The sequence below is a fragment of the Actinotalea alkalitolerans genome (assembly GCF_023369855.1).
In the GTDB taxonomy this organism is placed as follows: Bacteria; Actinomycetota; Actinomycetes; order Actinomycetales; family Cellulomonadaceae; genus Actinotalea.
This window is the reverse complement of record NZ_JAMBPP010000027.1, coordinates 1-25,898: the sequence shown is the minus strand read 5'-3', so window position 1 is coordinate 25,898 and position 25,898 is coordinate 1. Positions and strand designations below refer to the sequence as shown.

The following is a 25,898-nucleotide window of genomic DNA, read 5'->3' as shown; positions in this document are numbered from 1 at the left end:
CTCGCTGCTCAGGAGGGCATTCTCGCTCTCCGCCACGCACCACCACCCACCTCAAACCGGTGGATCAGGGCTGAGGCGTCCGCGCCGGTCACCACCGACGGGATCCCCTTCCTGCGCCTCGTGCGCGTCGAGCTGCGCAAGATGGTCGACACCCGTGCCGGGCGCTGGCTGCTCATCGGCATCGGGGCTGTCACGCTCGCCGTTGTGGTGACTCTCCTGTTCGTCAGGGAACCGCAGGACCTGACGATGAGCACCTTCCTCGCCGCCACCACCCTGCCGCAGTCGCTCCTCCTGCCACTGCTCGGCGTCATGGCCGTGACCTCCGAGTGGGGCCAGCGCACCGCCCTGGTCACCTTCACCCTCGAGCCGCGGCGCCTGCGGGTGCTGCTCGCCAAGCTCGTGGGCTCACTGGTGCTCGGCGCCATCGCGATCGCCGTTGCCTTCGCCTTCGCCGCCCTCGCAACAGGGCTCGGCGAGCTGCTCCGGGACGGCGCCGGGCAGTGGCATGTTCCCTGGTCCACGGTCGGCGGCCTCACCCTGTCCCAGCTGCTCTTGGTCGCCCAGGGCGTCGGCTTCGGACTCCTGTTCGCCAACACGGCCACGGCGATCGTCGCCTACCTGGTCCTGCCCATGGCGTGGGGCATCGTCGGCGCAATGGTCTCGTCGCTCGAGACCGCCGCCGCCTGGCTCGACCTTAGCCAGGCGACCTTCCCCCTCGTCGCCGGCCAGATGACGGGCGAGTACTGGGCCCAGCTCCTCACCGCCGTGTCGGTCTGGGTGCTCCTGCCGATCGCCGCCGGCACGTGGCGGCTCGTACGTCGGGAGGTCAAGTGACCTGACCAAGGCTGGTCGCCAACGCTCCCACTTCAACCGGGAAAAGCGCGGCTCGAACGAGAGCCCAAATAGAAGGAGAACCTTGAACGCGTACCGGCTAGTGCCGATCGACCCCGCAGCCCGTGCCCTACCCCCACAGAAGACCGGCGCTACTGCCGCCTACCAGATGGACACCAGACGATGATGGCTCTCAGCGAGGACACCGAACAGAGTCAACAAGAGAAGGATACCGGCAGCCGATGGATGAGGCCGCTGATGGCGTCCGCGGCGGTAGCTGCTCTCTTGTTCATTGCGGCCTGTACCGCCAACCCAACCGATGACCAGAGTGCGAGTCGCGCGGGTCTCGAGCAGTTCATGGAGCAAGAACTCGAATTCGGGTCGTGCGACCCCACGATTGTGAGCTCTCAGCCGCCCGTGCCTCAGCTCATCGAGGCAGCAGAGAAGGCCGACTGTGCCACGCTGGAGGTTCCACTCGACTACGAGAACCTCGACGGCGAAAAGATCGAGATCGCGGTCTCGCGCATCGTTGCCAGTGGCAATGACCGCTTGGGTTCCGTCGTGGTCAATCCGGGCGGACCCGGGTCGCCCTCGACGACTTTCGCACCTCTGGTCGCTGCCCTGTGGAAGGGCGGACCCATCGCCGAGCAGTTTGACGTCGTTGGTTTCGACCCCCGAGGGGTTGGCTTATCAAGCCCCTCGGTTGACTGCTACACAGACGAGGAGCGCGACGCGAACCGGCCGCTCTCTGCGTTCGGCACCTGGACGAAAGAGACCACAAGCGCGATCGTAGACAAGTGCGCTGAAGGTTCCGGCGGCGAAGACATGCTCGAGCACCTCGGAACCCGCGATGTCGCGCGCGACATGGACGTTCTCCGCTCGGCGCTCGGCGACGACAAGCTCAACTATGCGGGCGTGAGCTATGGCTCGCGTCTCGGCACGGTGTACGCCGAGATGTTCCCCGACAACGTTCGGGCGCTCGTTCTCGACGGCGCTGTGGACCCGCTACAAGACACGCGAGGACGTCAACTCCAACAGGCCGCGGGGCTACAAGCCTCGTTCGAACGTTTCGCGGAGTTCTGCGCCACGCAGAACTCTTGCCCCCTCGGAACCGCGCCAGCACAGGCGACCACTGCGGTGCAGGGACTTCTGCGGCCGCTCGTCGAGGAGCCGCTGCTCGCGGCCGACGGCCGTGATGTGACCTTCATCGCCGCGGGCGAAGGAATCTTGTCCGGGCTGTATTCGGAAAGCCAATGGCCAGCCATTGTCAACGGTCTGACCGAACTGCAAGCGGGCCGGCCGGATGCACTTCTCGCGCTGCGAGACGGCTACTACGGTCGCTCCGACACCGGAGAGTACGCCAACAACTTCGAGGCGACATTCGCGATCAACTGCGTGGACGAGGAACGGCTCACAGAGGAGGAGATGATCGACCTCGGCAACGAGCTGAACGACGTAGTGCCGTTCCTCGACCCGGGAACCAGCCCTGCGTCACGAAATGGATGCGCGGACTGGCCCGGCGAGCCCACCTTGGGCTTTCCTTACGCCACGAACATCGAAGGGCTCCCCGAGGTGCTCGTGACCTCCGCCACGGGAGATCCTGTAACGCCTCACGAGGGCGGGATCAGTCTCGCTGAGACGCTGCATGCTCGGCTGCTGACTGTCGAGGCCAACCAGCACGGCACGATCACCTCCGGAATCGAATGCGTCGACGAGGTCGTGGCGAACTACCTAGTCAGCCTCGAGCTGCCTGAAGAAGGGGCGAGCTGCTCCCTGTAGGCACAACTGGCATCACGACCCCGTCGCCCTCCTTCCAAGGGGGCGGCGGGGTCGTCCCGTCAACTCGATAGGGCTAGCCTCAGCCACAAGACGCGGCCGAGCGCTCGCCGCACTAGCCGCCGAGATGACCGCCTCTGCGACGCTGGACTGACCTCACCATCGCCTACAATGCGCAAACCTAGCCCGAGCCTTCATAGGTCAACTCGCAATGTCATGAACTCTGGAGTCGAGCTCGTTCAGGACCGCCTAGACCCGACGGCGGCACCTGTGATGGCGCTCACCGAAATTCCCCAGGGGTGCTCATCGAAACTCCCACCTGGTGACGGTGTCAGGTTAGCCCGGAAGTTCCACGGTCTGGCTGCGTCTGCTCGTGACGGCGTTGGTGGATGCGGCATCGAAACCCGGGGCGCTTCAACCTGCCGGCCTTGACTGTGCCCCGACGGCATGGCCTCGACTCTGTATGTGCCCGGTCGTCTGACGCGGGGGAGAAGGAGCAATCATGTACCGAGCCAGTCCCGCGCACGATGCCCCCGGGCCGTTCCCCGACGTGAGCCGACGCCAGCCCGACGGCGGGCCAACCACCGGCCGGAGCACCCGGCGCGAGCGCACCGTCCGCGCCGCGGCTCTGGCGGTCGGTGCCCTGCTGGCCCTGGGCGCACCGGTGCCGGTCGGCGCCGCGGCGGCCGCCAGTGCCCCCGTCGCCGTCCCCCCGGTCGGTTGGGGGGCTTGCGACGCACCCGACCTCCCCCCGGTGCCAGCGACCTACCAGTGCGCGATCTACGAGGTTCCCCTGGACCACGCGGACCCGTCCGGGCCGACCATCGAGCTCGCGCTGATCCGTCGCCCGGCCGACGACCCCGGTGCCCGCCAGGGCTCGCTGTTCGTCAACTTCGGTGGGCCGGGGCTCGACGCCGTGACGACACTGGCACAAGCCGGGGACGTCCTCTTCGCCCCAGCGGTCACCGCGGAGTTCGACCTGGTCGGCATGGACCCGCGAGGCGTCGGGCGGAGCACCCCGCTGCAGTGCGTCGGGCCGACCGACGACTACTCCGAGTACTTCACCCCGTTCAGCTGGCCCGAGAGCGCCCGCGACCTGCGCACCGTCCGGGACCGCAACGCTGCACTGGACGCCAAGTGCGCGGCAGACGGCGGGCCCATCCGCCACCACATGTCGACCACCGCGGTCGCCGACGACCTGGACCTGCTGCGCCGCGCCGTCGGCGACGAGAAGCTCACCTACGTCGGCTACTCCTACGGGTCCTACCTCGGCGCGATGTACGCCAACCGGTACCCCGACAAGGTCGGGGCCCTGGTGGTGGACGGCGTCCTCGACCCCGTCGCCTACGCCACCGGCCGTGACGTCGACGGCAAGAGGGTGCCCACCACGGCCCGTGTGAACAGCGACGTCGGCACGCAGGCCACCTTCGAGGAGTTCCTGCGTCTGTGCGACGACGCCGGGCCTGAGGACTGCGCCTACGCCGGGGACGCCAGGACGTCGGCGGCCGAGAGGTTCGACGCGCTGCTCCAGCGACTGCAGGCCGAGCCGGTCCAGGACCCCACCACCGGGCTCGGGGTCGACCACCAGGCCCTGTTGGGCACCGTCGCGCAGAAGCTCTACAACTCCGCGGGGTGGGGTCTGCTTGCGCAAGAGCTGTCCCGCTACGAGCAGCTTGCCTCGGACGCGTGGGACGTGGCCGACCTCGACTCCACCGGCCTCCCCGTCCCAGCGGCCGCCTCGCTCCCGACCCTGGTGACGGGGCCGGAGCAGTTCGCTGCGGTGACCTGCTCCGACAGCGTCACGCCAGACCGGGTGATGGCGTGGAAGCGGGCCGAGCTCTCGCGGGGCGCGGGGTACTTCGGAGCGATGTGGACCTGGGCCGACCAGTACTGCATGTCGTGGTCCGCGGAGGACACCGACCGCTACCTGGGCCCCTGGGACGCCGTGACCGCCACCCCCGTCCTCATCGTCAACGCCAGGTTCGACGCCGGCACCGATATCTCCGGGGCGCTGGCCCTGCATGACGAGCTGCCTGGTTCACGGATGGTGACGGTCGAGGGCTGGGGCCACACCAGCATCGGGCTGTCGGTGTGCGCCGACGCGGTGACCACCGAGTACCTCCTCACCCGTGAGGTCCCGGACGAGAACGTGGTCTGCGCGCAGGATGCGGCCCCGTTCCCTTCCGACGTCCAGGTGCAGCGGCAGCAGGCGGACGCCGACGCGTCCTCGCGTGCGGAGCGACGCGACGTCGTCCTGGACCTCGTGGGCGGTTCGCCCACCGGCGCGTTCACCGACTGAGGTGCCCACAGCCCAGGTGCCCGCGCGCGACGACGGGGATGCCGTCACCCGGCGGCTCCCGGCCGTCGTCGATGTCCATCCAGAGGGCTCCCGAACCAGGGAGGCGCCCCTCGGCGCACGGCCGCGCATCCTGGCCCTCGACGTGCTCCGCGGGTTCGCTCTCTGCGGGATCATCCTCGTCAACATCGCCCCCGTCACGTCCTTCGGCCGCGAGCTCCCGCCATCCCCGACGACCCTGCAGGACCCCACCGGCTGGCTGCAGCTGCTGGTCCAGCAGCGCTTCTTCCCGCTGTTCTCCCTGCTGTTCGGGATCAGCTTCTCCCTGCTGCTGGAGTCTGCACGGCAACGCGGCGCCCGAGAGCGCGTGGTGCTCTTGCGGCGCCTGATCGTGCTGCTGCCTCTCGGCGTCCTGCACCAGCTGCTCCAACCCGGCGAAGCGCTGACCTTCTACGCGCTCTTCGGACTGCTCATCCTGCTGCCGTCGACCTGGCTGCCCCGGTGGGCTGTCGCCCTGGGGGCCGGCCTGCTGGTGTCGGTGGCCGTGCTCCTCACCGGTGGCGGGCTCCCGCTCGTCCCCGGACTCCTCCTGCTCGGCTCGGCTCTGGTCCGCTACGGGGTCGTCGACCGGTGGGGTAGCACCACCCGCGGGCCGGCGGTGCTGCTCCTCCTCTTCACGGTGGTCGCGGTCCCAGCCCTGGTGCAGCAGGTGCGCACCCTGCCCCAGTCGGGGTTCTCCATCTCGTCGGCCGTCGCGGGTCTGGCCCTCGCCGGCGTCTACACCACGATGGTGCTGCTCCTGCTCCGCACCCGCCTGCAGCGAACGCTGGCGACAGGATTCCGGCCACTCGGTCGGATGGCTCTGACCAACTACGTCAGCGCCACACCCCTCATGCTGTTCGCCGGACACGCGCTGGACTGGCCCCGCAGCGACTCCTGGGCGCAGCTCTTCCTGGTCGCCGTAGGCATCCTCGTCATCCAGTGGGTCTTCTCGGTGCTCTGGCTGCGCCGCTTCCGGCAGGGCCCGCTGGAGTACCTGTGGCGCACCGCCACCTGGATGCAGGCGCAACCGATGAAGCGCCCCGTGGGGACTGCTGCGGGGGCCGTCGACGACGACGTCCGACTTCAGGAGCGTGGAGCAGGTTGATGGCCCAGGCCAGCGAGGAGGGGGCAAGGGGGGTTCTCTTCGGTGCCCGTCGGCAGTGGTGGATCGCCGTGCGCAGCGCAATGTGAGATCAGCCTGGATGCGACGCCCGGCGCGACATGACGCCTAGCACGCACCGCTCCTCACCTCGCCTCCAACGCGAGACACCCGGTGGGTCCGAGTTCAGGCACCAGCGCCCGACAGCCAGGTGAGGATCGTCTCCAGGCTCTCGGGGTCGAGACGTGTGCCCGGCTCGTTGTATCCGCTGCCTGGCGACGCGGCAGTTTCGCTTGGAGTGCGCAGATCCTCCTTGAACACGTGGTTCGCGTTGGCCGGGAAGGCGAAGGTCACGTTGGTCATCCCTTCAGCGGCCTCCTGGAGGGGGACGCCGTCGGCGTCCATGTCGACCTGAGCGTCTTTCGCACCGATCAGAATGAGTGCGGGAATCCTGACCTTCACCAGCGAATCGCCTGCGGACTCGGTCCACAGCTCGCGGGCGAACGGGAGGTTCGCTGGTGCCTCGAAGCCGAAAAGCACCATCTTCACGCTGTCTGGCAAGTTCGGGTCGGGATCCATCGGCTGCCCGGCCGCGTAGCGGGCAGCGGCCTCTCGCACCTTCGCCATCAGTTCCGGGCCGTCGGGATCCTGGGCGACCTGCAGCCCCAGCTGCGACAGCAACACCGCCTGTATCGGCCGCCCAGGCGGCCCGGCGAGGACGATTCCTGCGAAGGGGACGTCCTGGGTGGTCGTGGCGTGGTGCAGCACGTGAAGGGCGCCCTCACTGTGGCCGAGCCCGAAGATCCTCGAGGAGTCCACGTGGTCCTGCCGAGAGAGCATCGTGACTGCCGCGACCAGCTCGTCCAGGTGCGACTGCATGCTCACCTTTCCGAGGAGTGTCTCGGCGTTCTCCATCGCGTGCGCACCGGACGCCCGCTTGTCGTAGCGGAGCGAGGCGATGCCCGCATCAGCGAACGCCTCCGCCAAGAGCCGAGCGCTGCCGTTGCTGCCGGGCAGCAGCGGCGTACACCAATCGCGGTCGGTCGGACCGCTGCCGGCGACAAGGACGACTGCCGGGAACGGCCCCTCACCGTCGGGGCACACGATGGTGCCCTCCACCGTGATGCCGTCCAGCGTCCACGTCAGGTCGGAGGACTGTGTCATGTGTGCTGTTCCATTCTCTTGGCGACCGGAGCCGCAGGACGACGACGGGGCGGGCGCAAGGCCCTCAGGGCTCATCCGGCGCGGGGAGGATCACGTTCGCCACGATCCGTCGCCTGCGCCCCCTGGCTGGCTCGTTCACGCGTCGCGCCTCGACCAGCTTCGCGAGGTCACGTGTGAACTCCACGAACTCGGCGTCGGTGAGCCACATCGCGTTGACGCTGTACCCGACGCCGTCGCGCACGAGGTCGGGTGTACCGGCGGCGAGGTACCTGTCGAAGCTGGCGATCAGCCCTCCGGCGAACGCCACGAATGCCTGGCCGTGCTGCTCGGGGGTCATCGCCGCGAGCTCTTCCGGCCCGATCGAGGCTGCGGCCTGAGCGAGGGTGTACGTGCGCTCGACGCTGCCCCGGACGCGTCGCTCAGCAGCTACCCGCAGGACTCCCGCGTCCGCCAGGAGTGCGATGTGACGGTAGAGGCTTCCGGCGGGCACGTCATCGAGCTCGGCGGCGAGCTGCGTGGTCGTGAGCGCCCGATCGCCCAGGAACGCCTGCACGATCCGCAGGCGTACCGGGTGCAGGAGGACCTTCGAGCTAGCCATGTGCTCGAGCCTACCGCTCCGTTCACATTCCTGCTACCGTTCCCAGTCATGAGAACCAACTTCGACCTCTCCTCCATCCCCCCCGGCATCCTGATCGGGGTGAGCGCGGTGCTGCTCGTCCAGATCGCCCTCGCGGTGGCCGCGCTCGTGGACGTGCATCGGCGTCCCGCCGCGACCGTCGTGACCGGCAACAAGTGGGTCTGGGTGCTGGTCATCGTCGTCTCCAGCTTCCTCGGCCCGATCCTGTACTTCGCCGTCGGTCGGAAGCCGGCGCATGCCGTGGATCAGCCAGGGGCCGGGCGGAACAGCTCGGGCGCCGACATCGCCGACGCTCTCTACGGCTCCGACGCGAAGCTGGCCCACCGATGAGCTCCGCGATCCGGACCTCGGCGCTGACGAAGTCCTACGGCCGCGAGCTCGTCGTCGACGCACTCGACCTCGACGTCGAGGAGGGGTCGATCTTCGGGTTCCTCGGTCCGAACGGCGCCGGGAAGACCACGACCCTGCGGCTCGCCACCGGGCTCGCCCGGCCCACGAGCGGGTCGATCCGGATCCTCGGGCAGGATGTCGCCGCGGTCGGCAGCGCCGTGCGTTCCGAGATCGGGTTCCTCCCCGACGTGCCGGCCTTCTACGGCTGGATGACGGCGCCGGAGTTCCTGCGCTTCGCGGGCGGACTGTTCGGGATGTCGGGTGCCGCTCTGCGCGAGCGGACGGAGATGCTCCTCGACCTCGCCGGACTCACCGACGTGACGTCGAGGATCGGCGGCTTCTCACGCGGCATGAAGCAGCGCCTCGGCATCGCCCAGGCCCTCATCAACGCACCCAGGCTGCTGCTGCTCGACGAGCCAACCAGCGCCCTGGATCCCATGGGTCGCAAGGACGTGCTCGACATGATCACCGCGCTCCGCGGGCGCACCACCGTCTTCTTCTCGACACACATCCTGGGCGACGTCGAACGGGTCTGCGACACGGTCGCCATCCTCGACCACGGACGACTGGTCACGCAGGCCTCGATCCACGAGCTGAAGGCACGACATGGCACAGGGAAGGTGGTGGTCGAGGTGATCGGGAACAGCGACGTCCTCGCGAGGGAGTTCAGCGAGCGCCGATGGGCGACCGCGACAGCTCGGGGGGACAACGGCCGGATCGAGATCAAGGTCACCGATCTCCGTGCTGCTCAGCACGACATCCCAACCATGGTCGCGGCGCACGGCAGTGGCCTCGCGCGGTTGGAGGCCGGAGAGATCGGTCTCGAAGAGGTCTTCGTCGAGCTGGTCGGAGGCGACCGGTGAACGCCACCGTCGTATTCGCGCGAAAAGAGGCGCTCGAGATCGTCCGAACCTGGCGGATTGTGGTGCTGCCGGCGATCATCCTGTTCTTCGCCGTCTCCGCGCCGCTTCTCGCCCGTTTCACCCCCGAGATCGTCCGCGCCGTGGGCGGTGACCAGCTGGGAGCGATCACCCTTCCCGACGCGACCTATGTCGACGCCTACGCGCAGTGGACGCAGAGTCTGGGCCAGACCTTCCTCTTTGCCCTGATCATCATCTACGGCGGCATCGTCTCGTTCGAGACCTCGAGCGGCACGGCGATCCTGGTGCTCACCAAACCGATGTCACGCGGCGCGCTCGTCGCGGTGAAGGCCGTGACCCACTCGGTCTTCCTCGCCGCGCTGGTGATCATCGGCTCCCTGGTGACTTGGGGTGTCACGGCTGCCGTCTTCGGTCAGGCCCCCCTGGAACCGTTGTGGTCGGGCACCCTGGTCTGGCTCGTGCTCGGCGTCTTCTACGTCACGCTGATGACCTTCCTCTCGGTCGTGGTCCCCTCGGCGGCCGGTGCCGCCGGGGCGGGCATCGGATCCTTCGTGCTGCTCACCATCGGCGCGCTCTGGAGACCTCTGGCCGACTACTCACCTGCTGGGCTCGCCGGTCGAGCGGCTGCACTCGCCGCCGAGCAGCCGGTACCGGGCCTCCTGGGGCCCGTGCTGGTGTCGCTCGCAGCTGCCGTCGCGTTGGTGGTCGCGGCCGCCGTGCTGTTCAGGCGCAAGGAACTCTGACCGTGCGTTCGTCGACCGGCGGAGAGTTCAGCGAGCTGGCAGCAACAGCCTTTCGTCAAGCAAGCGCGGCCTCTCGACCCGCGGCCAGGTCCGTGCCCTGGCCGAGGTCGCGCGGGGTCGAGCCGATGGCCGGTGCCTCCATCCGGGACCGGTGTCAGCGTCCGGCGACGACCTCGCCTATCGACTGGTCCAGCATCTCCAGGCCCAGGGCGATCTCCTGCTCTGTGCTGGTGAGGGGGGGAGCGATGCGGAACGTGCCCCCGATCCCCGGGAGCTGGACGATGTTCATGTGCAGCCCGAGTGCGAGGCATCGACGCGTGATCGCGGCCCCGAGCGCGTCGGCGTCGGCGGCCGAGCCGCCTGTGGCGTTCGGTGCGGGTGAGAGCTCGACGCCCTGCAGCAGCCCACGTCCTCGCACGTCGCCCACGACGGGGTGCCGCTCCTGGATCTGCAGGAGGCCCGCGCGCAGCTGGGTGCCCAGTGCGGCTGCCCGCACGTCCAGGCGGTCGCGTTCGAGGACGTCGAGCACGGTGCCTCCGACGGCCGCGACCAGGGGGTCGGACACATGGGTGGTGAAGAAGAGGAAGCCACGTTCGAAGGCGATCTGCTCGAGCTCGGATGAGGTGATCACGGCGGAGAGCGGCAGGCCGGCTCCGAGTGTCTTGGACAGGGTCAGGATGTCGGGCACCACCCCGTCGCGCTCGAAGGCGTACCAGGTCCCGGTCCGGCACAGGCCGGTCTGCGCCTCGTCGAGGATGAGGAGCATCCCCCTCTCCTCGCACTTGACCTTCAGCGCAGCGAGGTATCCGAGCGGGGGCTCGATGACCCCGCCGGAGCTGAGGATCGGCTCGACGATGCAGGCCGCCAGGGCGCCTGTCGACTGGGCATCGACGAGCGAGAAGCCCAGATCGAGCTGACGGCGCCAGTCCAGGCGCCCGTTGTCGTCCACCATGTCGGGGCGGTACCTGTCCGGGACGGGAATGGCGAAGTTCCCCGGGACAGCGGGTCCGTAGCCCCGGCGACCGGCGCTGTAGGTCGCGCCCACCGCACCTTGGGTCATGCCGTGCCACGAGCGCGCGAACGAGACGATCTCGTGGCCACCGGTGACGAGCTTGGCGAGGCGGATCGCGGCTTCGTTCGCCTCCGCACCCGTCGACAGCAGCAGCGTCTTGTCCAGCGGTGCGGGCAGCGAGTCGGCCAGTCGGCGTGACAGGTCGACAACCGGACGCGAGAGCATCCCGCTGTAGAGGTGGTCGAGCGTGCCCACCTGGCGCCGCACGGTCGCGACGATGTCCGGGTGCGAGTGCCCGAGGATCGCGCTCATCTGCCCCGACGTGAAGTCAAGGATCTTCCGGCCGGTGTCCGTGTAGACGAAGCTTCCCTCGGCATGATCGATGATCTCGGACACGAACGGGCTGCCGTAACGGAGCACGTGCGCGTCGACGTCGGCCCAGAAGGCGGAGGTCGCGTCGGGAGGAGTGGTGGATCGCGTCGAGGTCGAGGCTTCAGTCATGCGCCGACGCTAGCCATCGGGAAACGTGCGCGTCCATCACGTGTTCCCCACCCTGCTGTTCGGCTGAACTGCACAGTACGGTGGGACGTATGACGCTCAACCCCTGGCGGCTCCGGCTGCTCGACGTGTTCGACCGCGTCGGCACGGTTCGCGGGGTGGCGGCAGAGCTGCGGCTCAGCCCTTCGACGGTCTCCCAGCAGCTCGCCGTCCTGGAGTCCGAGACCGGTGCGCAGGTCTTCGAGCGCGCCGGACGCAGCCTGCGCCTGACGCCCACGGGGCGGATGCTCGTCGAGAGAGCACGCGACCTGCGAGACCACATGGACTCCATCGAGGCCGAGCTGCGCGACGCCACCACCGGCGTCGCTGGTCACCTGAGGGTGGCGGGGTTCGCCAGCTCGATCGAACCGATCCTCATCCCGGCGATCCACGAGCTCCAGGCCCAGCACCCGCGCCTCCTCATCGAGATCCAGGAGATCGAACCCCGAGCGAGCACCACTGCCCTGCACCAGGGTCTCTGCGACATCGTCATCACCGTCGACGAAGAAGACGGCTCGTTGCTCGCACCGGGGATCGCCGTCGTCCCACTCGCCACGGATCCGATGCAGGTGGTGGTCCCGCAGACCCACCGGGTCGCCTCCTGGGATGAGGTTCGGCTGGCCGAGCTCGCGCCCGACCGGTGGGCTCTGGACCTACCGGGGACCTACCTCGGCGAGCTCGTCCCTCGACACTGTCGCGCCGAGGGCTTCGAGCCGGTCGTCGCCGGCCGCTTCTCGAGCTACGCGGTCGTTCTCGCGCACGTGGCTGCCGGGTTCTCCGTGGCCGTGCTCCCCGAGCTGGCGGCGCCCCTGCGTCCTGGGCTGGTCCGCCGCCCCGTCGTGGGCCTCGCTGACCGGAGGATCGTCGCCGCCGTGCGACGAGCGGGAACGGCACGACCGGTCGTGGCCGCGGTGCTCGAAGCACTTCGCCATGTCTCTGGGTCCCGTGCTGCCGACCACGGACGGACGGAGCTCTCCGCTCACCGCATCCGATGATGCACTTGGTGGCGCTGTTGTTGGTTCGCTCGGGGCCACCTCAACCGTCGCGAGAAGCGACGCGCGTCACACACCGACGGGAGGCTCAGCGGCTGTGCCCCCTGACGCGTCCTGCTGACGGCGCCCAGCGAAGCGACGTCGGCGTCGGGGTGCGACGATCCAGCCGGTGAGTGGGACCGAGTCCGAGACTCGACTCAACTCACGCAACCCCTTCCTGCCGGGCGGCGTGGTCGAGGACCCCTCGACCGGTGCCGCCGCCGTGCTCGGCGCCTACCTGCTGGACCACCACCTCGTACCCCTACCCGCCACGATCACCGTCCGTCAGGGTGAGGATCTCGTGCGACCCGGAGACCTGGTCGTCCATATCCGCGCGGACCGGGACGAGATCGAGGTCGCGGGCACCGCCGTAGCGATCAGGTGATCTGCCGCCCGAGCAGCGGCGACCGCCTTACCTGGTTCGGTCCCTGGCTCACCGCCGCCGAGCGGCGTGCGCCCGTGCCTTCATGCGGTTTCCGCACGAGGCCATCGAGCACCACTTCGCAGCGCCCGGGCGGCTGTGGTCGACGAGGAAGAGGTTGCACTCATCGTTCGCACACGGGCGCAGGCGCCCGGGCAGCTGCTCGGTGACCGCAGTCCACGCGAGCAGCGCACGAACGCCCAGGCGCTCGTCGGCCGGGGCTCGCAACTCCCAGCGCAGGCCCGTCGTCGTGGCCTCGGGCGTGAGGACAGCCCGACTCACCAGGGCGGCGAGGTTCGCCGCGGCCTCGGTGCGACCGCGAATGATCTCGTGGAGGGTGTCGCGCGTCGCGCGAAGGTGTCGGGCCTCGGCCGCCGACCCCGTGCCGCCGAAGCGTTCAGTGAGGTCGTCGCCCGGGCCGCCAAGTCTCTCCGTCCGCTCGCCGTCGATGATCGGCGCACTGTTCAGCACTGACATCAAGAGGTCCTCGTCGCTGATCACACCCTCTTCTCCTGTCTCCTGGCTACCTGCGGGCTGTTTCCCATGCTAGCGTCTCGCTAACCACTAAACCAATTTTTAGGAGTTAGTCATGGCCTCCGTCCACCACCGCTCAGTGGCCGTCCACGGCCTCGAGGTCTTCTATCGCGAGGCCGGGCCGGCCGACGCGCCTGTCCTCCTTCTGCTGCACGGATACCCGACCAGCTCACACATGTTCCGGCACCTGATCCCTGCCCTCGCCGACCAGTACCGGGTCATCGCACCCGACCACATCGGCTTCGGCCGATCCTCGGCGCCGCCCGTCGACGACTTCGACTACACCTTCGACGCCCTCGCCGAGGTGACACGCCAGTTCCTCGAGATCGTCGGCGTCGCGACGTACACCCTCTACGTTCAGGACTACGGCGCCCCGATCGGCTGGCGTCTCGCCCTCAGTGACCCCGACGCTGTCGAGGCGATCATCTCGCAGAACGGCAACGCCTACGAGGAAGGCTTCGCGCCGGACTTCTGGGAGCCGATCTGGGCCTACGGTGCAGACCGGTCCGACGAGAACGAGGCAGCCCTCAGGCCTGCCCTCGGGCGAGCGGCAGTGGAGTGGCAGTACACGCACGGCGTCACCGATGCGAGCACCGTCGACCCTGATGCCTGGGAGCACGACCTCGCACTCCTGCACCGCGAGGGGTCAGATCGCGTTCAGCTCAGCCTGTTCGGCGACTACGCGAGCAACCGCACGCTCTACCCGGCCTTCCACGAGTGGCTCCGGACCTCGCACGTGCCTGTCCTCGCCGTCTGGGGCAGGAACGACGAGATCTTCACCGCCGCCGGAGCCGAGGCGTTCCTCCAGGACGCACCCCACGCGCGCGTCGAGCTCATGGACGGTGGCCACTTCCTCCTCGAGTCCAACCTCGACGCCGTGACACGGGTGATCAAGGAGTGGCGCAGCGGCTTCTGATCGACAGGTGCGGCGATCTATAGGTAGTCGTCCCTGACGCGGGGCGCGACAGCTCTGTGTCATCGCCCGTCCGCTCAGCTCACCCTTGTCGTCGCCGACGAGCTGCCCGGCGTGCTCCTGATGGTGGGCTACCCCTCGGCAGGGCTGTTCCTGCTCTTCGCTGCCTGAGCGGGGGCCTGTGGAACGGGTACCTCGGGGGAGGCAGGAGCCCCGGGGGAGGCAGGCGACGCCGAGGTAGCCCGGCTGCGGTCGATAGCGACCTCGACGGCGGTGCCGATGCGCTGCAAGGCTTTCAGGTCGCGCGGTTCGAGCTGGTCGATCAGGTACTCGCGGACCGCCGCGACATGTCCGGGTGCCGCCGCGACGACGACGTCGTACCCGGCCTTGGTCAGTGTCGTGTTCGTGCGGCGCCCCGCGCCGGGTATGCGAGACCTGACGAGCAGCCCGCGCTTCTCCAGTCGCCCGACGACGTGCGACAGCCGGGACAGCGACGCCGAGGTCCGTAGGGCCAGCGCGCTCATCTGCATGGTGCGCTCCGGCTCCTCGGAGAGCGCCGAGAGCACCATGTACTCGAAGAAGGTCATCTGGGCCTCGCGCTGCATCCGCGCGTCCAGAGCGGCGGGCAGGCTGATCATGATCGCCGAGTTGGCCAGCCACGCCGCCAGCTCGTCCTGGTTCAGCCAGCGTGTTCCGGCGTCCGTCCCGGCAGAGGCGTCCTTCTCGGACGCCGTGCCGCCAGGCCCACCCGCTGTCTTCGCCATGTGGGCAGCCTACGACCCTGGTTGTTGACGGATCAAGTTCAGAGGGTATAGATATTGATGCATCAAGTTCATCTTGAACCGTCAAGTTCGGCCCTGGGTGGTCGCAGCGGAGGCAGGACTGGTGGCCGAACCAGGAAAGGAACACAGCATGCAGACCACGTCACTCGGTGGGCTCGACGTCTCGCGCATCGGTCTCGGTGTTATGGGCATGTCGGACTTCTACACCAGCAACGGTGCGTCGGAGGAGGACCACGTGCGCACCATCCGGCGCGCCCTGGACCTCGGTGTCACGCACCTGGACACCGCGGAGGTGTACGGGGGAGGTGCCAACGAAGCCCTGGTGGGCCGGGCTGTCGCAGGCCGACGGGACGAGGTGGTGCTCGCCACCAAGTTCGGCCTCGTGTCCCACACGGGCCGGTCCGGCGCGGACAGCACACCGGCGAACGTGCGGCTCGCCGTCGAGGGTTCCCTGCGCCGCCTCGGCGCTGACCACATCGACCTGTACTACCAGCACCGGGTCGACCCCGGCACGCCGATCCAGGACACCGTCGGTGCCCTGGCCGACCTGGTCGCTGAGGGCAAGGTGCGCCACATCGGCCTGTCCGAGGCGAGCCCCGCCACGATCCGCCGCGCCCACGCGGTGCACCCCGTGGCCGCGGTCCAGAGCGAGTACTCGCTCTGGACCCGGGACCCCGAGGCCGAGGTCCTTCCGGTGCTTCGCGAGCTGGGGATCGGCCTGGTGCCGTACGCCCCGCTGGGACACGGGTTCCTGACCGGGAACATCCGATCCCTGGACGGCCTGGACTCTGACGACTGGCGGCGTACCAACCCGCGGTTCACCGGCGGCAACCTGGAGCGCAACCTGCGCATCGTCGACGAGGTTCGTGCCGTGGCCGTCGAGGTCGGAGCTACCCCCTCCCAGGTTGCCCTCGCGTGGCTGCTGGCCCAGGGCGAGGACATCAACCCCATCCCGGGCACCCGACGCGTCGAGCGGCTCGAGGAGAACGTCGCCGCCGCCAGGATCCGGCTCACCCCGGACCAGGTGGGCCGGCTGAACAACCTGCCCCCCGCGTCCGGCGAGCGGCATGCCCATCACGACATGGCCGCAGTCGACCGGTGACCACCCAACGAACGGAGCTGTACACCATGGCAAGCAAGGTGATTCGCGTCGGCATCATCGGTGCCGACACCAAGGCGAGCTGGGCCGGGGCGTCCCACATCCCCGCACTGGCAGCCCAGCCGCAGCTCGTGCTGGCCGCTGTCGCGACCCGACGCGAGGAGAGCGCCCGCCGGGCTGCTGAGCTGTTCGGGGCCGAGCGCTGGTACGCCGACCCGTACGAGCTGATCAATGACCCCTCGATCGATCTGGTCACCGTTGCTGTCAAGGTCCCGGCGCACCGCGAGCTCGTGCTCGCCGCCCTCGCGGCGGGTAAGGCCGTCTACTCGGAGTCCCCGTTGGGCGCGAACATCGCGCAGACCGAGGAGATGGCCGCGGCGGCCGGCATCCTGCACACCGCGATCGGGCTGCAGGGCAGCCTCAACCCGTCGGTGCGCCGGGCGGCCGAGATCATCGCCCAGGGACGCCTCGGACGGGTGCTCTCGGCCCGGGTTGCCGCGACGACGTTCGGGAACGGTCCGGAGTCGATGAGTGCCTACGAGTACTTCGACAAGGCGGACGCCGGAGCCGGTTTCATGACCATCGCGGTGGGTCACGTCCTGGACGTGGTCGAGACGGTCCTCGGTGACATCGCCGAGATCGATGCGCGCACGGAGCTGCTCTGGCCGGAGGTGAAGCTGGCAGACACCGGCGCGATCTCCCTCCGGGAGGTGCCGGACCACCTCGACGCGATCGTCAAGACCTCGTCCGGCGCCCCGGTAGGGGTGCAGGTGCTCGCCGGTGTGCCCGTACCCGACGCGTGGTTCAGCCTCAAGGTGCGGGGCGCCGACGGCTGGCTGAGGCTGACCGGCAACCACCCCGCCGGTGTCCAGGTCGGCGACCTCACGCTGACCTCAAGCGTGGAGTTCGACGCGCCCGACGCACCCGTCGCCACGGGCACCGGTCCGGCCGCGGCCGAGATCTGGAACGGCGCCTCCATCAACGTGGGCGAGGTGTACGCGAGCCTGGCACGCGACATCGCCGACGACACCCACCACACCCCGGGATTCGCGCACGCCGCCCACAACAGCCGCCTGGTCGCCCGGGTCGAGAAGGCCGCACGGACCGGCGTCCGGCAGTAGCCACACCGAGACGAACCCGGACCTGGTGCTCGCAGCAGCACGTGCGGGCACCAGGTCCGGGCACGGCGCCGAGTGCGCCACAACCCGGCTCTTCGCGGTTCGTGGTGAGCGACCCCGCCTGGTCGAGCCAGAGGGCATCACTCGAGCGCCGCGAGGACGATCTCGGCGGTGCGCGCGACCAACGCGTCGTCGTACTCGGCTGTCACGTCATCCTTCGTGGTCAGCACCGTGATGAGGATCGGTGCCCGGTCGGGTGGGGTGACGACAGCGATGTCGTTCCTGATCGCCCCGGCGCCGCCTGACTTGTCTGCGACCGCCCAGTTGTCGGGAGCACCGGCGCGCACGAGTGCGTCGCCGGTGGCGTTCTCGCTCATCCAGTCGATCAGGACGGCCCGGTCGCCGTCTCGGAGGTTCTCGGGCCGGAGCAGTGCGGCCAGGGCCGCCGTGAACGCTGCGGGAGTCGTCGTGTCGGCCGTGCCGGTGGGGTCGATCCGGTTCAGATCCGGTTCCTCGTTGACGACCTCGGTGGTCACGTCGCCCAGCTCGGCGAGGGCGTCATCCAGGCCCGCGAGGCCACCGATCTGGTCGAGGATGAGGTTCATCGCAGCGTTGTCGCTCTCGCGCACGGCTGCTTCGGCCAGCTCCGCGAGCGTGAGCCCGTCGTGGACGTGCTCGCTCGTCACCGGCGAGTAGCCGGCCTCGTCCACGTCGTCCTGGGTCCAGGTGATCCTGGTGTCACGCTGATCGGCCGGCACCTGGCGCAGCAGCTCGGCCACGGCGAACACCTTGAGGGTCGAGGCGAACCCAAAACGCTCGTCCGCCCGGTAGGTCACCGCCTCACCCGTCGCCGTGTCGAGGGCGCTCACGCCCACCCGGGCGCCGAACTCCTGCTCGAGGCCCTCCAGCTCGGCCGTGACGTCGCTCCCCCCTGCCTCAGCGGTCGACGCGGCCGTCGGGGTCGCTGAGCGCCCGATGGCAGCGTCCTCGGAGACGGGGGCACTGCACCCGACGAGTGTGAGCAGCAGCGCGAGCCCGACCGCGCCGACGTAGGAGTGCGTGCCGTTCGTCATGACCAAGCCCTTCGTCGTTCGAACAGACATCATCGCGGTGCGCGACGACGATCGAGAGGTGGTGGCCGGCCTCAGCGCGTTACCGCGTGGACGCGCGACCGGCCACGCTGTCGGCGGTACCGAGAAATGGCGAGCAGTTCGGCGTTGACCTCATCGGCGTGGGTCCAGAGCAACCCGTGCGGAGCACCCTCGACCTCCACGTATTGCGCGTCGGGCAGGGCCCGGACGAAGCGGCGGGCCGTGGCGTCGACAGGAAGGATGGCGTCCGCGGTGTCGTGCAGGATCAGGGCAGGCTTGCCGCTCTCGCGGACCGCCTCGACCTCGCCGCGGAAGTCCTCGATCCGCGAGGAGGTCCTCGACCAACAGGGGCCCCTCGGTCGTGGTCATGGGTGGCTCTCCTCGCCGGAACGGTCGATCATCGGAGTCGTTCTCCCTGGCCGACGGATGCCGACGACCTCCAGTGCAGACCATGCCCGTGCGGCACGGTCAAGGCGCTCCGTGCGGAGCTTTCGTAGTCTCGGGCCCACCGCCGGCCCCTGTGCTTGTCGCCTGCGGCTGCCGTGTCACGCATGGGTCTCATCCGCGACGGCCCGCGGGGTGGTGTCGATGAGCTGGCTCATCGCAACCATGTGCCCGGATCGAACGGGCGCGATGGGGTGCCGATAGACCTCGGCGGTGACCGCGACCGACCGATGGCCGAGCGTGTCGGAGATGTCCTCGATTGGTACGCCGGCGGCCGAGAGCAGGCTGGCTGCGGCGTGGCGGAGCATGTGCGGGTGCAGATGCTCAAGTCCGGCCAGCACCGCGAGTCGCGAGAAGGTTCGTCGGACGTTGGACGGATCCAGAGCGCTGCCCGACTCCGAGGTGAACACCAAGTTGTTGAGGTTGCTCCACGAGCCCGTCGAGGAGTGTTGGTCTGCGACTTGGAGCTCGCGCTGTTCGTCAAGTGCTGCCACGACGGGGGGAGGGATCTCCAGTGTTCGTCGGCTCGTTGGTGTCTTGGGTCCCACGAGGCTCAGCGTCCCATCGGGTGCTCGCCGCAGGCTGGCCGCGATGGTGATCGTCGGCCGCGGCCCCTCGAGGTTGACGTGCTGCCACGTCAGGCCTGCGGCTTCGCCGGGCCGTAAGCCGAGGAGAAGCGAGACGATCACCAGGTTCGCCAGGCGGTCGCCTCGGGCAACCTCGATCAGATGCTTGGCTTGCTCCACGGTCATGCCATATCGCTCGGCGCGTGGTCCTCGCCGGGTCTGCACCGGTTCGGCGACATTTCGGGCGACGAGGTCGCGGGACATCGCGAACCGCAACACGCGACGGGTCAAGTTGAGTGCGTGCCGCATGCTCGACGCCGCCATACCGGCTCCGACCATCACGTCGAGCATCTCCTCGACGTCATCGGAGCGGATATCCAGCAGCCGTTTGTCACCAAGGACAGGAATGACGTGACCGTTGAGCACCCGCTCGTAGTTCCATCGAGTGTTCTCAGCGACGTCGCCCGGGAGCCCGCGGTGAAGCCACAGGCCCACCGCATCGCGGAACGTCACAGCGCGCTGGGTCACGTCGACGCCATCGGTGTGGAGCTTCTTGAGTTTGGCGAGCCGCTCAACGGCCTCCTTGCGGGTGCGCCCGACGACCTTCGGCCGGATTCGGCGGCCCTGAGAGTCGCAACCGAGGTCGATCTGTCCGACGAATCGCTTGCGCCCGGACTCCTCGAACACCGTGCCCTCACCGTGGTCACGCCGTGCTCTCGGGCTCATCGTCGCCTCCAATGGAGTCCCACACAGGCCGCGTCGCCAGCCAACAGGGGAGCCAGAGTGGGGAGCCTAGATCCACCTGGCGCCGCGGACAACCTTGGACCGCGATGGACTCCAATGGACTCCTGACCAGGGGAGACACTCCCCACGGTGCCGAGGTTGAGCGTCGTACGCAAGCCTGGGGGTCAAGGGGTCGCAGGTTCAAATCCTGTCATCCCGACGTGTCTTTGCAGGTCAGAGGCCCGCACCGCTTCGGCGGGGCGGGCCTCTTGTTGCTTGGGGAGCCTAGGTGCGTTCTGGACGTTGTGGGACTCCGGTAGATGGTGGACATCTTGGTTCCGGTTCCTAGCTGACAGGTTGCGGACGCGGTTCCGGTTGCTGGGCGACAGTGGTTCCGGTTCCTGCCTGACACTTCAGCTCCTTCCGCTGTTGGCGGGCGTGGGGTTCGCTCGTCGTGACGATGGGGTCGCGGCGAGAGGGGCCGGTCGTGTTGGTGGAGCTGGGTGTCGTGGAGCAGCGGTATCAGGCGGTGCTCGAGTTCTTGGCGGGGCGTCTGTCAACGACGGGCTGGGATTGACCCCCTGGCGACGGATTGGAATTGACCCCCCTGGCGGTTGAGTGGGTCTACTTCTCGCGGTCTTTGGCGAGGAGTTCGCGGCGGGCTCGGGTGCGGTAGGACTCGCCGGCCAGGGTCAGGACTTCGGCGTGGTGGACGAGTCGGTCGATCATCGCGGCGGCGACGACTTCGTCGCCGAAGACCTCGCCCCAGCGGCCGAAGGGCAGGTTGGAGGTGACCATGATCGAGCCTTGCTCGTAGCGGGAGGCGACGAGTTGGAAGAACAGGTTCGCGGCGTCGTGGTCGAAGGGGATGTAGCCGACCTCGTCGATGATGATCAGCCTGTAGCGGCGGATCTTCTTCAGCTCGGCCTCCAGGGCTCCGGCGTGGTGGGCGGTGGCCAGGCGGGCGATCCAGTTCGTGGCGGTGTCGAACAGCACGGAGTAGCCGGCCTGGGCGGCCCGGATGCTCAGTCCGATGGCCATATGTGTCTTGCCGATGCCGGGCGGTCCGAGCAGGACCACGTTCTCGGCCTTGGGCACGAACGTGACGGTCGCCAGGTGGGCGAGCAGATCCTTTCGCAGCGAGGGCAGGTGCTCGAGGTTGAAGTCCTCCAGGGTCTTGACCGCCGGGAAGTGCGCGTTCCGGATCCGCATCGTGGCGCCGGCCGACTCCCGGTCGGCGACCTGACGCTCGAGCACGGCCGCGAGGTACTCCTCGTGCGACCAGGTCTCGCTGCGGGCCAGGTCAGCCAGGTCGGCCCAGGTCCGCCCGATCGTGGGGGTCTTCAGGACCCGGGTCAGGTAAGCGAGCTTGGACCCGAGCCGCTCGACGTCTGCCGGCTTGGTCTTCGTCGTGGTGGTCATCTAGTTCCCTTCCGTGGTGGCCGACCAGCCCGACGGGCTGGGGTCGAAGTCGACGCCGAACAGGGCGTCGTAGTCCGGCAGGGCCCGGATCGCCACGACGTGCCCGTCAAGGTGGGACCGGGTGGCCTGGGTGCGGCGTCGGGTGGCCAGGTCCGCGCGCAGGATCCGGGCGGTCTCACGGTGGGCGGGGTCGGTGATCGTGGCCGCGAGGGCCCAGGACCGGTCGTGGTCGGCCACGACCTGCCCGGCGCAGGTGACCACGACCCGGGCCGGGGTCGCGATCACGTCGACGAACCGGCCGATCGCCCGCGGGTCGACCGAGTAGTCGCATGAGCCGATCCGCACGTAGTAGTCCCGGGCCAGGCGGACCCGGTTGGTCAGCCCGACCGCCGGTGCGAAGGGCGGCAACCCGACCATCGCGGCCCGGTCGGTGGCCCACCGGTCGGCCGGGCGCCCGCCGATCGAGCGCAGGTGGCGGGTGTTGGCCCGCTGCGCCAGCCAGTCGGTCAGCTGGGTGTTGAAGTCCAGCGGGGAGGTGAAGGTCCGCCCGGGCAGGAACGAGGTCTCGAAGAACCCGTTGCGGCGCTCGACCAGGCCCTTGAACTCCGGGTCACGGGCCGGGGCGAGTTTGATCCGCACTCCCAGCGGCCCGGCGAACGACGCCGCTTCGGCGGTCAGCTTGCCCGTCCCGCCGATCGCGGACTCCCGGTCCCAGACCAGCGTGTGTGGGCAGGCGCCCCACCCGCTGGTCGCCTCCCACATCCCGGCCAGGATGTCTCCGGCCCGCCGCGAGGGGATCATCATCGCGTCGGTGACCCGGGAGTATCCGCAGGTCATCGCCAGCACCGGCAAGATCCGCTCCTGGCCGCCACCGACCGGGATCGTCACCGGCGGGAACCACAGATCGCACTGAGCGACTTCGCCGGGGTCGTACTCGACCCGGTCGGCCGGGTCCACCGGTGCGAACAAGGGGCGCAGCTCACGGACCCGGTCCTTCAGGACCGTCAACGACCGGTCCCAGCCGATCCGCTCGGCGATCACCGTCGCCGGCATCCGCGGGAACTGCGCCAGCAGCGACCGGATCTGCGGCTCGACCTCGTCCACGGCCGAGCACGGGGCCCACGCTGCGCCGAGGGCGGCCCCTGGGCCCGAAGCGCCGTCCGCACCGTGTTGCGCGCCAATCCGAGCCGACGCGCGATCTCCTTGATCGGGACACCCTCACTGCGGTGCAGCCGACGAATCTCCGCCCAGTCCTCCAGTGCAATCACCCCTCCAGCGTCCCGGAGGGGTCAGTCCCAATCCGTCGCTAGAGGGTCAGTCTCAACGCGTCGTCGACAGCGTCGGTGACCGAGGTCGCCCGGCGCAACGGGGTGGCGCGGCAGACGGTCCATGACTGGCTGCGCCGGTATGCCGGCGGTGGTCTGGCGGGGTTGGCGGACCGCTCCTCGCGGCCGGTGTCGTGTCCGCATCAGATGGCACCGGTGGTCGAGGCGGCCGTGGTGGCGATGTGTCGGGCGCATCCGGCGTGGGGTCCGTCGAGGATCGTGTGGCGCCTCGAGCGCGACAGGGTGGTGCCGGTGCCGTCGCGGTCGGCGGTCTATCGGGCGTTGCTGCGCCATGGCCTGGTCGATGGGACCAATCGGCGGCGGCGCCGGGAGGACTATCGGCGCTGGGAGCGGGGCCGGTCGATGGAGCTGTGGCAGATGGACGTCATGGGTCGGGCGTTCTTGGCTGACGGCCGGGAGATGAAGCTCGTGACCGGGATCGATGACCACTCCCGGTTCTGCGTGTGCGCGGCCGTGGTCCCAAGGGCGACGGCGCGGCCGGTGTGTGCGGCGCTGGTGGGCGCGTTGGGTCGGTACGGGGTGCCAGAGCAGGTGCTGACCGACAACGGGAAGGTCTCTACCGCCCGGTTCGGGTTGGGTCCGGGGCCGGTGCTGTTCGATCAGGTCTGCCGCGAGAACGGGATCAAGCACCTGCTCACGGCCCCGTACTCACCGACCACGACCGGGAAGATCGAACGCCTGCACAAGACGATCCGGGCCGAGTTCCTCGCTGAGCATGACCGCGTCCACGCCACCGTGGAGGAGCTGCAGGCGGCGTTGGACGCGTGGGTGGTCGAGTACAACACCGAGCGTCCGCACCAGTCCTGCGGCGGCCGTCCACCGGTGGGGCGGTTCGCGCTGGCTGAGCGGTCACTCGTGCCCGTCGAACCGGCCCCGCCGACCCCCGTCGCTGTGTCCCGGCCCAGCCCGCGGCCGGGCGGAGTCAGCCGATGGGTCGACCAGCGCGGGACGATCTCGCTGGCCGGGGTTCCGTTACGCCGCCGGTCCCACCTTCGCCGGCGAGCCCGTCGAGGTCGTCGTTTCGAACGGGCTGGTGGAGGTCCTGCATGCCGGGGTGCTGGTCGCCACCCACGCCCAGCGGCTCGCTCCCGACCACGCCGACCGCGGTTCGCGCACCTCGACCCCGCGACGGGCTCCGGTCGCGCTGCGTGCCCGGGACGCGACCACTGGGATGAGCGTGACCCGCCTGGCCGACGTCAACGGCAACGTCTGCTTCGCCGGCGCGACCTACCGCTCCGGCCGGGCGTGGGCCCGCCAGGCGATCGACGTCGCCATCGTCGCCGGATCGGTCCAGCTCTCCCAGCACGGCAAGGTCATCCGCGTGCACCCGATCCGCCACGACCGCACCCGCGAACTCGGCGCGGTCGCCAACCCCAAGGGCCGCCCCCGCCGCACCGCCACCGGCTGAGGTGTCGCCTACCTACCGGAACCCATCTGTCGTCCGGGTACCGACACTTGACAGTGCGCTCTGGATGCTCGATGACGCACTCGGGGAGTGGCTGGGCGACGTCGATGACGACGTACTCGTGGTTGCCCAACCGGAAGACGGCCCTGCCCTCGGGCAACGTCTCGGGCTTGTCGTACAAGATGTCGCCGTGTGCGGCGGTCTCGATGGTCACGGGAGCCTCAGCCGGGACCTCGGCGGGCTCCGGGGTCCGCTCGACGGTCGCGGTCACTTCCGGGTCGGGGGCTGCTGGGTGCAGGCAGTCAGACCACCTGCGAGAACCACCGCTACGAGTAGAGCCCCGAGCGTCCTGCGCTTCGTCACGTCGATCATGCTCTTCCTATCGGCCGATCAGCGCCGGCCTTGACGGGACCGGGTGACCGTCCGACCGCCAGCGAGATCGCATCCGAGGAGTCCTCCGAACATCCCCTGGGGCTACGACAGCACGACGACCATCCACGCGACGTCGCGCCTACCGCCCCGGTCATCCCTCGCAGCGACTCGCCCGCGGGGCTCCTAGCTGCTCGCCTCACCACCGGTGGGGGTGCTGTGGTGACGGCGTTGCTGGTTGGGCGCTGCGCGCCGTGCGGCAGCTCGAGGTGGTGGGGGAGTGGGGTGTCGCGCTCACCTGGCCGGTAGCCCGCCACCCTCCCTTGTTGTGCACCCGGATGCAGTGGGCTACTCCACGACCAGCACCTCGTAGATGCTCGGGTCGGGAGAGGCGTCGAACGCTGCCTGCACCCAGGCCAGCACCTCAGCCTTGCCGCTCACCGTCTGGTACCCCAGGCCGTCGGGCTTATTGATGGCGAGCCAGATGTCGTAGGAGGGCCCGTCGCCAGGGTCATCGGCTAGGTACCCGTGGAACGGAGCAATCAGCACGACGTGCTTGCCGGTTGCCCGCGAGGCGTCGTCCGCGAGCATGTGGTAGCCGCCGAAGCCAGGGGCTTCGGGATTCTGAACCCAGGAGGCCGCCGCCCGTGAGATGACGTCCTGACGGACAGCCTCGGGGAACTCCCCGGCGTTCTCGGCGACCACCACACGGGTACCGTCGCCGCGCTTGTAGGCGTTCAGCCCCTCGGGGAGCTCCTTGGCCTGATCCAGGGTGACCACGTCGCCCTCCGCCGGCGCCGGCGGCTCGGTCTCTTCAGGTGCCGGTGCCGGTTCCTGCGTTCCCGCGCTGGGGGAGACAGCCGGCCCGGGTGCGGCCACGGCGCAGCCGGTCAGGAGCAGGGAACCCAGGAGGACCCCCGCGAAGTGCCTCATGGAACCCCTCACAGGGCTCACCTCCATCTGTTCGCAAGCCCTCAGGAGCCGGGTCGGTGCTGACCCGGCCCACCGTGCCCGCCCACCGCGCGCGAGCAATGGGCCCGCCCCTACATCGGCACCCTAGGCCCGCACTCGACGGAACCCGGACCGGGACGGCCGTCGACGCCACCCCGGCCACCAACCGCACCGCCCACCGCGACCGCAACCGGGGACTGGACCGCCCCGAGTTCAGTGGAGGCTCGGTTCTCTGGTTTCCAGCATCGTCGACGCTGTGTTCTGACGGTAGTAGT

20 protein-coding genes and 4 pseudogenes are annotated in these 25,898 nt (G+C 69.2%); 13 read left to right on the top strand and 11 right to left on the bottom strand.

What is annotated here, in order from left to right:
- The 4 genes from M1R94_RS20075 to M1R94_RS20060 all read left to right on the top strand — a co-directional run.
- Window positions 1-834, top strand: an 834-nt coding sequence (locus M1R94_RS20075; protein WP_249383507.1) for an ABC transporter permease, incomplete at its 5' end; no start/stop codon positions are given.
- Window positions 835-1,014: 180 nt separating this feature from the next.
- Complete coding sequence (locus M1R94_RS20070; protein ID WP_249383506.1) at window positions 1,015-2,610, top strand: alpha/beta hydrolase; 1,596 nt, start codon at window positions 1,015-1,017, stop codon at window positions 2,608-2,610.
- Between the two features lie 499 nt (window positions 2,611-3,109).
- Window positions 3,110-4,906 (top strand): alpha/beta hydrolase, encoded by a 1,797-nt coding sequence (locus M1R94_RS20065; protein WP_249383505.1) that lies wholly within the window; start codon window positions 3,110-3,112, stop codon window positions 4,904-4,906.
- Window position 4,907: 1 nt separating this feature from the next.
- Window positions 4,908-6,050 (top strand): DUF418 domain-containing protein, encoded by a 1,143-nt coding sequence (locus M1R94_RS20060; protein ID WP_249383504.1) that lies wholly within the window; start codon window positions 4,908-4,910, stop codon window positions 6,048-6,050.
- Between the two features lie 180 nt (window positions 6,051-6,230).
- Here the strand turns inward: M1R94_RS20060 and M1R94_RS20055 are convergent, their stop codons facing one another.
- Both M1R94_RS20055 and M1R94_RS20050 read right to left on the bottom strand, forming a co-directional pair.
- Window positions 6,231-7,208: an alpha/beta hydrolase family protein gene (locus M1R94_RS20055; RefSeq protein ID WP_249383503.1), complete on the bottom strand. Its 978-nt coding sequence runs from the start codon at window positions 7,206-7,208 to the stop codon at window positions 6,231-6,233.
- A gap of 64 nt (window positions 7,209-7,272) precedes the next feature.
- The gene (locus tag M1R94_RS20050) at window positions 7,273-7,806 is read right to left on the bottom strand and encodes a helix-turn-helix domain-containing protein (protein WP_249383502.1); all 534 of its coding nucleotides are present in this window, start codon (window positions 7,804-7,806) and stop codon (window positions 7,273-7,275) included.
- A 48-nt stretch (window positions 7,807-7,854) separates the two neighbouring features.
- Here M1R94_RS20050 and M1R94_RS20045 point away from each other — a divergent pair, with 48 nt between their 5' ends.
- The 3 genes from M1R94_RS20045 to M1R94_RS20035 are packed head-to-tail and all read left to right on the top strand — an operon-like array spanning window position 7,855 to window position 9,859.
- Window positions 7,855-8,175: a PLD nuclease N-terminal domain-containing protein gene (locus tag M1R94_RS20045; protein WP_249383501.1), complete on the top strand. Its 321-nt coding sequence runs from the start codon at window positions 7,855-7,857 to the stop codon at window positions 8,173-8,175.
- Window positions 8,172-9,098, top strand: a complete 927-nt coding sequence (locus M1R94_RS20040; protein WP_249383500.1) for an ABC transporter ATP-binding protein — start codon at window positions 8,172-8,174, stop codon at window positions 9,096-9,098. The genes M1R94_RS20045 and M1R94_RS20040 overlap by 4 nt, the downstream gene beginning before the upstream one ends.
- Window positions 9,095-9,859 carry an ABC transporter permease gene (locus M1R94_RS20035; RefSeq protein ID WP_249383499.1) on the top strand — a complete coding sequence of 255 codons (765 nt, stop codon included), beginning with the start codon at window positions 9,095-9,097 and terminating at the stop codon, window positions 9,857-9,859. The genes M1R94_RS20040 and M1R94_RS20035 overlap by 4 nt, the downstream gene beginning before the upstream one ends.
- A gap of 154 nt (window positions 9,860-10,013) precedes the next feature.
- Here M1R94_RS20035 and M1R94_RS20030 read toward each other — a convergent pair whose 3' ends face one another.
- A complete protein-coding gene (locus tag M1R94_RS20030; protein ID WP_249383498.1) occupies window positions 10,014-11,372 on the bottom strand; it encodes an aspartate aminotransferase family protein in 1,359 nt (452 codons plus the stop codon).
- An 89-nt stretch (window positions 11,373-11,461) separates the two neighbouring features.
- Here M1R94_RS20030 and M1R94_RS20025 point away from each other — a divergent pair, with 89 nt between their 5' ends.
- Both M1R94_RS20025 and M1R94_RS20020 read left to right on the top strand, forming a co-directional pair.
- Window positions 11,462-12,403 (top strand): LysR family transcriptional regulator, encoded by a 942-nt coding sequence (locus M1R94_RS20025; RefSeq protein ID WP_249383497.1) that lies wholly within the window; start codon window positions 11,462-11,464, stop codon window positions 12,401-12,403.
- A gap of 148 nt (window positions 12,404-12,551) precedes the next feature.
- Window positions 12,552-12,824: pseudogene (locus tag M1R94_RS20020) on the top strand (PhzF family phenazine biosynthesis protein); the annotation flags it as partial.
- A gap of 48 nt (window positions 12,825-12,872) precedes the next feature.
- On the opposite strand, the gene M1R94_RS20015 reads toward M1R94_RS20020, so the two are convergent.
- Entirely contained in the window at window positions 12,873-13,337 is a 465-nt protein-coding gene (locus M1R94_RS20015) for a CGNR zinc finger domain-containing protein (RefSeq protein ID WP_249383495.1), read from the bottom strand.
- Window positions 13,338-13,449: 112 nt separating this feature from the next.
- Between M1R94_RS20015 and M1R94_RS20010 the strand changes: the two genes are divergently transcribed.
- Window positions 13,450-14,310: an alpha/beta fold hydrolase gene (locus M1R94_RS20010; protein WP_249383494.1), complete on the top strand. Its 861-nt coding sequence runs from the start codon at window positions 13,450-13,452 to the stop codon at window positions 14,308-14,310.
- A 128-nt stretch (window positions 14,311-14,438) separates the two neighbouring features.
- Here the strand turns inward: M1R94_RS20010 and M1R94_RS20005 are convergent, their stop codons facing one another.
- The gene (locus M1R94_RS20005; protein WP_249383493.1) at window positions 14,439-15,071 is read right to left on the bottom strand and encodes a MarR family winged helix-turn-helix transcriptional regulator; all 633 of its coding nucleotides are present in this window, start codon (window positions 15,069-15,071) and stop codon (window positions 14,439-14,441) included.
- A gap of 148 nt (window positions 15,072-15,219) precedes the next feature.
- Here M1R94_RS20005 and M1R94_RS20000 point away from each other — a divergent pair, with 148 nt between their 5' ends.
- Both M1R94_RS20000 and M1R94_RS19995 read left to right on the top strand, forming a co-directional pair.
- Window positions 15,220-16,191, top strand: coding sequence for an aldo/keto reductase (locus M1R94_RS20000; RefSeq protein ID WP_249383492.1), 972 nt, complete (start codon window positions 15,220-15,222; stop codon window positions 16,189-16,191).
- 26 nt (window positions 16,192-16,217) lie between these two features.
- Entirely contained in the window at window positions 16,218-17,309 is a 1,092-nt protein-coding gene (locus M1R94_RS19995; RefSeq protein WP_249383491.1) for a Gfo/Idh/MocA family protein, read from the top strand.
- A 137-nt stretch (window positions 17,310-17,446) separates the two neighbouring features.
- Here the strand turns inward: M1R94_RS19995 and bla are convergent, their stop codons facing one another.
- From bla to istA, 5 genes and pseudogenes are all read right to left on the bottom strand, one after another.
- Entirely contained in the window at window positions 17,447-18,379 is a 933-nt protein-coding gene (gene bla / locus M1R94_RS19990; RefSeq protein WP_249383490.1) for a class A beta-lactamase, read from the bottom strand.
- A gap of 71 nt (window positions 18,380-18,450) precedes the next feature.
- Window positions 18,451-18,720 (bottom strand): annotated as a pseudogene (locus M1R94_RS19985) (alpha/beta fold hydrolase); the annotation flags it as partial.
- A 222-nt stretch (window positions 18,721-18,942) separates the two neighbouring features.
- On the bottom strand, window positions 18,943-20,133 hold the full coding sequence (locus M1R94_RS19980) for a site-specific integrase (RefSeq protein WP_249383489.1): 1,191 nt from the start codon (window positions 20,131-20,133) through the stop codon (window positions 18,943-18,945).
- Window positions 20,134-20,754: 621 nt separating this feature from the next.
- On the bottom strand, window positions 20,755-21,552 hold the full coding sequence (gene istB / locus M1R94_RS19975) for an IS21-like element helper ATPase IstB (protein WP_249383488.1): 798 nt from the start codon (window positions 21,550-21,552) through the stop codon (window positions 20,755-20,757).
- A pseudogene (gene istA, locus M1R94_RS19970) lies at window positions 21,553-22,820 on the bottom strand (IS21 family transposase).
- Between the two features lie 60 nt (window positions 22,821-22,880).
- On the opposite strand from istA, the pseudogene M1R94_RS19960 reads away from it, so the two are divergent.
- Window positions 22,881-23,976: pseudogene (locus M1R94_RS19960) on the top strand (IS481 family transposase); the annotation flags it as partial.
- 1,044 nt (window positions 23,977-25,020) lie between these two features.
- On the opposite strand, the gene M1R94_RS19950 reads toward M1R94_RS19960, so the two are convergent.
- Window positions 25,021-25,452 carry a hypothetical protein gene (locus M1R94_RS19950; RefSeq protein WP_249383485.1) on the bottom strand — a complete coding sequence of 144 codons (432 nt, stop codon included), beginning with the start codon at window positions 25,450-25,452 and terminating at the stop codon, window positions 25,021-25,023.
- Window positions 25,453-25,898: the final 446 nt, after the last annotated feature.